Below are 7,369 nucleotides of genomic sequence, written 5' to 3' on the forward strand. Positions count from 1 at the left end.
GGGCCGGCGGCCGGGTGGGGTCCTGGTCCTGCGGGGGCGTGTCCGTGACGGGTGGCGTTTCGCCCGTGTGCGCCGGTTCGGCGCCCGCCGCGCCGTGCCCGTCCGCGGGCGGACGTGAGGCGGGGCGGCCCCCGCGGAGGTGGGCGCCGAAGCGGCCGTACGCCCCGAACGTCTCCCGTGCGGCCGATCTGCCGTAGGCGCCGAAGCGGCCGTACGAGCGGGTCGTGCCGCGTGTGGCGCCCTGCCGAGTGTCACGGGGACGCAGGACGAGCGCCACCGCCGCCGACGCCAGCGCCGGTACCAGGGACAGCAGCGTCACGGATGCCGCGAGGGGCAACGGCTGGTCCGCCGCCAGGGCGTCCGCCGCCGCGCCGTCGAAGGGGATGCCCGTCAGGTCGCCCCGCAGATGCAGGAAGAGCAGCAGTGCCAGCAGGGAGCCCAGGGTGGTGGACAGGGCCGTCGTCGTGGCCGCGATGGCCATCAGACGGGCCGGGCCCAGGCCGATGGAGGACAGGCCCGGGCGGGGCCTCGTGGCCGGGTCGGTACGGGAGACGGCCACCGCCAGATGGACCGTGGCCGCCAGTGGCGTCAGGCACCAGGCCAGGCGGAGGGCCGAGGCGGACGGGGAGTCGGGGTGGCTCAGGGCGTGGCCGAGGCTGCACAGGAGGAGGAAGCCGGTGCCGCCCGAGGCCAGGGTCACCAGCAGACGGCGCAGATGGACGGCCGGGCGGGCGGTGCGGGTCAGACGGAGAGCGAGCACGCGGCCCCCTGGCCTTCGGACCCGGTTCCCCGGCCACCCGGCCCGCTCCGTCGGCTCTCCGCTCCCCGCGTCTCCGCCTCCGCCATCGGCGGGAGGTGGACCGTGTTCACGCGACGGCCGTCCAGCAGGGCCACCGTGCGGTCGGCGAGAGCCGCCGTCTCCGCGTCGTGGGTCGCCAGGACCACCGTGATGCCGTGCGAGCGGGCCGCGGTGGTCAGCGTCCGCAGGACGTGCGCCCGGTCCGCGCGGTGCAGCGGGGCCGTCGGCTCGTCGGCGAACAGGACCGTCGGCGCGGGGGCCAGGGCGCGGGCGATCGAGACGCGCTGGCGTTCCGCCTGGGTCAGTTCGTGCGGACGGTGACGGGAGCGGTCGCCGACGTCGAGGCGTTCCAGCCACTCCAGCGCGGCCGTCCTGGCCCGGCGGCGGCTCGTGCCGCGCAGCATCAGCGGGAGCGCGGTGTTCTCCCAGACGTTGAGCTCGGGTACCAGGACCGGCGCCGGGTCGATCCAGCCGAACCGGTCGCGGCGCAGCCGTTCGCGGGTCAGCGGGCCCATCGTGTGGACGGGCACGCTGTTGAACCAGACCTCGCCGCGCTGGGCCGGCACCAGTCCGGACAGACAGCGCAGCAGGGTCGTCTTGCCGCTGCCGCGCGGCCCGCTGACGGCGAGGATCTCGCCCTCCTGGACGCCGATGGAGACGCCGAGAAGCGCGGGCGAGCCGTCGCTGTGCTGGAAGTGCAGGGTGCGTGCCCAGAGCACGTCGTTGTCCGGCGGGGCCACCATGGGCGTACACCTCGAGTCAGATCAGTTTGTGCCGTGCCGATCCCCCGTGCGGGGGAACGAAGACAGGGCCGATCGGTCACTCGCACGCTAGGCAGGCATCGCCCGGAGGACGGACAGCACACGGCCCCGGGCGCCCGTTTCTCACTCGAACGGGCGGCACCGGGGCCGTTGTTGATCACAGAGTCAGCTCATCAGAGCTTCGTCCACGCCTCCGTCAGCGTCGCGCGCAGGATCTGCTCGATCTCGTCGAACGTGTCCTGGTTGGAGATCAGCGGCGGAGCGAGCTGGACGACCGGGTCGCCGCGGTCGTCGGCACGGCAGTACAGGCCGTTGTCGAAGAGGGCCTTGGAGAGGAAGCCGTACAGGACGCGCTCGGTCTCCTCGTCGTTGAAGGACTCCTTGGTGGCCTTGTCCTTCACCAGCTCGATGCCGTAGAAGAAGCCGTTGCCGCGGACGTCGCCGACGATCGGCAGGTCGTGCAGCTTCTGCAGGGTGGACAGGAAGGCGCCCTCGTTGTCCAGCACGTGCTGGTTGAGGCCCTCGCGCTCGAAGAGGTCGAGGTTGGCCAGGCCCACCGCGGCGGAGACGGGGTGGCCGCCGAAGGTGTAGCCGTGCAGGAAGGTGTTGTCGCCCTTGTAGAAGGGCTCGGCGAGGCGGTCGGAGATGATGCAGGCGCCGATCGGGGAGTAGCCCGAGGTCATGCCCTTGGCGCAGGTGATCATGTCCGGGACGTAGCCGAACTTGTCGCAGGCGAACATCGTGCCGAGGCGGCCGAAGGCGCAGATGACCTCGTCCGACACGAGCAGCACGTCGTACTGGTCGCAGATCTCGCGCACCCGCTGGAAGTAGCCGGGCGGGGGCGGGAAGCAGCCGCCGGCGTTCTGGACCGGCTCCAGGAAGACCGCGGCGACCGTGTCCGGGCCCTCGAAGAGGATCTGCTGCTCGATCTGGTCGGCGGCCCAGCGGCCGAAGGCCTCGGGGTCGTCGCCGAAGATCGGGGCGCGGTAGATGTTGGTGTTCGGCACCTTGTGCGCGCCCGGGACCAGCGGCTCGAACGGCGCCTTCAGGCCGGGCAGACCGGTGATGGACAGGGCGCCCTGCGGGGTGCCGTGGTAGGCGACCGCGCGGGAGATGACCTTGTACTTGGTGGGCTTGCCGACCAGCTTGAAGTACTGCTTGGCCAGCTTCCAGGCGGTCTCGACCGCCTCGCCGCCGCCGGTGGTGAAGAAGACCTTGTTCAGGTCGCCCGGGGCGTGGTCGGCCAGCCGCTCGGCCAGCTCCACGGCCTTGGGGTGGGCGTAGGACCAGACCGGGAAGAACGCCAGCTCCTGGGCCTGCTTGAAGGCGGTCTCGGCGAGTTCCGTGCGGCCGTGACCGGCCTGGACCACGAACAGACCGGCGAGACCGTCGAGGTAGCGCTTGCCCTTGTCGTCGTAGATGTAGGTGCCCTCGCCGCGCACGATCGTCGGGACGGGGGAGTTCTCGTACGAGGACATGCGGGTGAAGTGCATCCACAGGTGGTCGTACGCGGTCTTGCTGAGGTCCTTCTGGCTCACGGTTATCGGGTTCCCCACATGTAGGTCTGCTTCTTGAGCTTGAGGTAGACGAAGCTCTCGGTGGAGCGCACGCCGGGCAGTGACCGGATGCGTTTGTTGATGACGTCCAGCAGGTGGTCGTCGTCCTCGCAGACGATCTCGGCGAGGATGTCGAACGAGCCCGCGGTCATCACCACGTACTCGACTTCCGACATGTCAGTCAGCGCTTCGGCGATCTTCTCGACATCGCCCTCGACGTTGATCCCGACCATCGCCTGCCGGCGGAAGCCCACGGTGAGCGGGTCCGTGACGGCGACGATCTGCATCACGCCCTGGTCGAGCAGCTTCTGCACGCGCTGGCGCACGGCCGCCTCCGACAGGCCCACGGCCTTGCCGATCGCGGCGTACGGACGCCTGCCGTCCTCCTGGAGCTGTTCGATGATGGCGAGGGAGACGGCATCCAGGTGGGGAGTGCCGTTCCTGGACTCGCGGGTGGAGTCCCTCTGCTCTGCGCTTCGACTGGCCACGAGGTCACTGTGCACGACGTCTCGACAGTTCCGCAAGCCATGAACAATGAAATTCGTTGTTTACGTGAGTGAGATCTGCGGAATTCGCAGGATCGGTGCGAGCAGGGGTGTTGAAAACGTGGGCTCGCGGATTAGGGTGGTGTCTCAGGTAATGGACACCGAACTTGGAGGGCCGGCAGTGAGCACCGAGCTGCGTCGTCTGCGCAACTACATCGACGGTGAGTTCCGGGACGCCGCCGACGGACGGACCACCGAGGTGGTCAACCCCGTGACGGGTGAGGCCTACGCGACCGCGCCGCTGTCCGGTCAGGCGGACGTCGACGCCGCGATGGCGGCCGCCGCCGCGGCCTTCCCGGCGTGGCGCGACACCACTCCGGCCGAGCGGCAGAAGCACCTGCTGAAGATCGCGGACGCCTTCGAGGAGCGCGCCGAGGAACTCATCGCGGCCGAGGTCGAGAACACGGGCAAGCCGATCGGGCTCACGCGGTCCGAGGAGATCCCGCCCATGGTCGACCAGATCCGCTTCTTCGCGGGCGCGGCCCGGATGCTGGAGGGGCGCTCGGCCGGCGAGTACATGGAGGGGCTGACCTCGATCGTCCGCCGCGAGCCGGTCGGCGTCTGCGCGCAGGTCGCGCCGTGGAACTACCCGATGATGATGGCCGTGTGGAAGTTCGCGCCGGCGATCGCGGCCGGCAACACGGTGGTGCTGAAGCCCTCCGACACCACGCCCGCCTCGACCGTGCTGATCGCGGAGATCATCGGGGAGATCCTGCCGAAGGGCGTCTTCAACGTCATCACCGGTGACCGGGAGACGGGCCGGCTGATGGTCGAGCACCCGACTCCCGCGATGGCCTCCATCACCGGGTCCGTGCGCGCCGGTATGCAGGTCGCCGAGTCCGCGTCCAAGGACCTGAAGCGGGTCCACCTGGAGCTGGGCGGCAAGGCGCCCGTCGTCGTCTTCGAGGACACGGACATCGCCAAGGCCGTGGAGGGCATCTCCGTGGCCGGGTTCTTCAACGCCGGGCAGGACTGTACGGCGGCCACGCGCGTCCTCGTCCACGAGTCCATCCACGACGAGTTCGTCGCGGCGCTCGCGAAGGCCGCCGGCGAGACCAAGACCGGGCAGCCGGACGACGAGGACGTGCTCTTCGGACCGCTGAACAACCCCAACCAGCTCAAGCAGGTGACCGGGTTCATCGAGCGGCTGCCCGCGCACGCCAAGGTCGAGACCGGTGGCCACCAGGTGGGCGACAAGGGCTACTTCTACGCGCCGACCGTCGTCTCCGGGCTCAAGCAGGACGACGAGATCATCCAGAAGGAGGTCTTCGGACCGGTCATCACCGTCCAGTCCTTCCGGGACGAGGACCAGGCCGTGGAGTGGGCCAACGGCGTCGAGTACGCCCTCGCCTCCTCGGTGTGGACCAAGGACCACGGACGCGCCATGCGGATGTCGAAGAGGCTGGACTTCGGCTGCGTGTGGATCAACACGCACATCCCGCTGGTCGCGGAGATGCCGCACGGCGGCTTCAAGAAGTCCGGCTACGGCAAGGACCTCTCGGGCTACGGCTTCGAGGACTACACGCGGATCAAGCACGTGATGACGTCGCTGGAGGCGTGAGCGGCAGGGGTACACGGGGACCGGCCATCGACAAGGTGTCCGGTCCCGCCTCCGCCCTCCTCGACGCGGCGTCGATTGTCGCCGCGCGGGCGGGTCCGGGATGCTGCGCCCATGCCCCTGACGCCGAAGAACCTTTCGCTTCCCCGTCGTTCACTGCTGCTCGCGCTCCTCGGCACAGTGGCCGGCTGCGGAGTGCCAGCGGCCTATGTACGGCCGGGTGAGCGCGCCGTCGCGGACCTGTCGGCCCGTCAGAAGAGAGTGGCTTGGGCGAACTGGCCGCTGTACATCGACGTCGACGACGCCGACCCGAACCGGCGGCCCACGCTCGACGCCTTCGAGAAGCACACCGGGATCTCCGTCAGGTACACCGAGGAGATCAACGACAACGACGAGTTCTTCGGCAAGATCAGCCCGGCGCTGATGAACCACCAGCAGACCGGACGGGACCTGATCGTCATGTCCGACTGGATGTGCGCGCGGTTCGTCCGGCTGGGGTGGGTCCAGCAGATGGACCGGGCCCGCCAGCCGAACGTGGCCGAGTACCTGGACCCGCAGCTGAGTTCCCCCGCCTTCGACCCGGGCCGCAGGTACACCGTGCCGTGGCAGTCGGGGATCACCGGCATCGCGTACAACCACAGGAGGCTCGGCCGGGAGATCCGTCATGTCTCCGACCTGTGGGCGAAGGACCTCAAGGGCCGGGTGACCCTCCTCTCCGGTCTGGACGAGGCGTTCGCGCTGCTGATGCAGGGCAACGGCGTCGACATCACCCGGTGGACCGCCGCCGACTTCCACACGGTGTGCGACCAGGTGGAGAAGTACGTCAGCGACGGCCAGATCCGCCGCTTCACCGGCAACGACTACACGAAGGACCTGGTGACCGGTGACGTCCTCGCCTGTCAGGCCTACTCCGGTGACGTCATCCAACTCCAGGCCGACAACCCCGACATCCGCTTCGTCGTCCCCGAGGAGGGCGCCGAGCTGTGGTCGGACTCCCTGATGATCCCCGACCGCGCCCTGCACAAGCGCAACGCGGAACGGCTCGTCGACTACTACTACGACCCCGAGACCGCCGCCGAACTCGCCGCCTGGGTCAACTACGTCTGCCCCGTCCCCGCCGCCCGTGAGGTCCTGGCCTCCTCCAAGGACAAGGACACCGCCGCCCTCGCCGAGAACCCGCTGATCTTCCCCGACGCCACGATGCGCCGACGGCTGGCGATCGCACGGGACATCACGTCGAGGGAGCGGGTGGGGTTCGCGAGGCGGTGGAACGCGATCGTGGGGTTGTAGCCACCACGGCACTCCCGGTGGCGGGCGCCCGGTCGTGCGTGCGGTCAGGAGGAGTTGGCGTTCGACGGGCCGTAGAACTCGATCTCGGCGATGGCGACCTGCTTGCTGGCGTCCGCGCCGTAGGCCGACTCGATGGTGAAGCGGACCGCGGTGACCTCGCCGACGCGGAAGGGCTCGCGCTGGCTGCCCGGGCCCTGGTCGAGGACGAGTTGGCGGGTGGTCTTCTTGCCGTTGGCCAGGGTGACGGTGGCCTCGATGCGGTGCGGGCGGGCCGACTGCTGGAGCTGGTCGGCGCGGGTGGAGACGCCCGGGGTGATGCGCAGGTCCAGCAGACGCGTCGGTTCGTTGAACTTCGCCTCGATCCACTGGCCCTGGCCCGAGTCCGACACACCGGGGCCCCACCAGGTGTTGTTGAACTTGTCGAAGGCCATGGCGGGCTTGTGGCCCGGGTAGGAGCGGGAGGCGCTGTAGCTGTCCGGATCCACCGGGGCGCGCTTGGAGAAGTGGTCCCGGGTCGCCTGGATGCCCTGGGGGAGGTTGACGGCGCCCACGATCAGCAGGGTCAGGACGACCGCCGCGCCCAGCCAGGTCAGGACGCGGTCGAAGGCGCGGCGCAGCCGGGGGCGGTCGCCGGCCCACGGGGTCTCGCGGTTGCCCGCTCCGAACAGCCGCCGCCACCAGGGCAGTCGGCCGGGGGACTGGGCGTCGCCGGTCATCGGCATCGCGCAGCGCGTGCAGAAGTGCCGGTCGGGACGGTTGCGGGTGCCGCACCAGGGACACGGGGTGCCGCCGTCCGCGCCGAGTTCCTCGCCGGGGGCCCGTACGGTCTGCGGCCGCTGGGGGACGGGGCGGCCGCAGAC

The 7,369-nt window shown here is 70.1% G+C and carries 6 protein-coding genes and 1 pseudogene; 2 read left to right on the forward strand and 5 right to left on the reverse strand.

All coding sequences use genetic code 11. The annotated features are described in order from the left end of the window. The 4 genes and pseudogenes from GRC12_RS39600 to GRC12_RS39615 all read right to left on the reverse strand — a co-directional run. A pseudogene (locus tag GRC12_RS39600) lies at positions 1-760 on the reverse strand (hypothetical protein); the annotation flags it as partial. After that, positions 742-1,542 (reverse strand): ABC transporter ATP-binding protein, encoded by an 801-nt coding sequence (locus tag GRC12_RS39605; protein ID WP_208785303.1) that lies wholly within the window; start codon positions 1,540-1,542, stop codon positions 742-744. The gene GRC12_RS39605 and the pseudogene GRC12_RS39600, both read right to left, overlap by 19 nt. A gap of 191 nt (positions 1,543-1,733) precedes the next feature. After that, complete coding sequence (locus tag GRC12_RS39610) at positions 1,734-3,116, reverse strand: aspartate aminotransferase family protein (protein WP_308286735.1); 1,383 nt, start codon at positions 3,114-3,116, stop codon at positions 1,734-1,736. Next, positions 3,101-3,619 (reverse strand): Lrp/AsnC family transcriptional regulator, encoded by a 519-nt coding sequence (locus tag GRC12_RS39615; protein WP_133047361.1) that lies wholly within the window; start codon positions 3,617-3,619, stop codon positions 3,101-3,103. Before GRC12_RS39615 ends, GRC12_RS39610 begins: the two co-directional genes overlap by 16 nt. Before the next feature lie 163 nt (positions 3,620-3,782). On the opposite strand from GRC12_RS39615, the gene GRC12_RS39620 reads away from it, so the two are divergent. Both GRC12_RS39620 and GRC12_RS39625 read left to right on the forward strand, forming a co-directional pair. Then, positions 3,783-5,222 (forward strand): gamma-aminobutyraldehyde dehydrogenase, encoded by a 1,440-nt coding sequence (locus tag GRC12_RS39620; RefSeq protein ID WP_208785305.1) that lies wholly within the window; start codon positions 3,783-3,785, stop codon positions 5,220-5,222. Positions 5,223-5,333: 111 nt separating this feature from the next. Continuing rightward, complete coding sequence (locus tag GRC12_RS39625) at positions 5,334-6,509, forward strand: polyamine ABC transporter substrate-binding protein (protein ID WP_208785306.1); 1,176 nt, start codon at positions 5,334-5,336, stop codon at positions 6,507-6,509. 44 nt (positions 6,510-6,553) lie between these two features. On the opposite strand, the gene GRC12_RS39630 is transcribed toward GRC12_RS39625, so the two are convergent. Then, a partial coding sequence (locus tag GRC12_RS39630) for a zinc ribbon domain-containing protein (protein ID WP_208785307.1) occupies positions 6,554-7,369 on the reverse strand: 816 nt, incomplete at its 5' end.

It is taken from the genome of Streptomyces griseorubiginosus (assembly GCF_017614965.1).
GTDB classification, from domain to species: domain Bacteria; phylum Actinomycetota; class Actinomycetes; order Streptomycetales; family Streptomycetaceae; genus Streptomyces; species Streptomyces griseorubiginosus_B.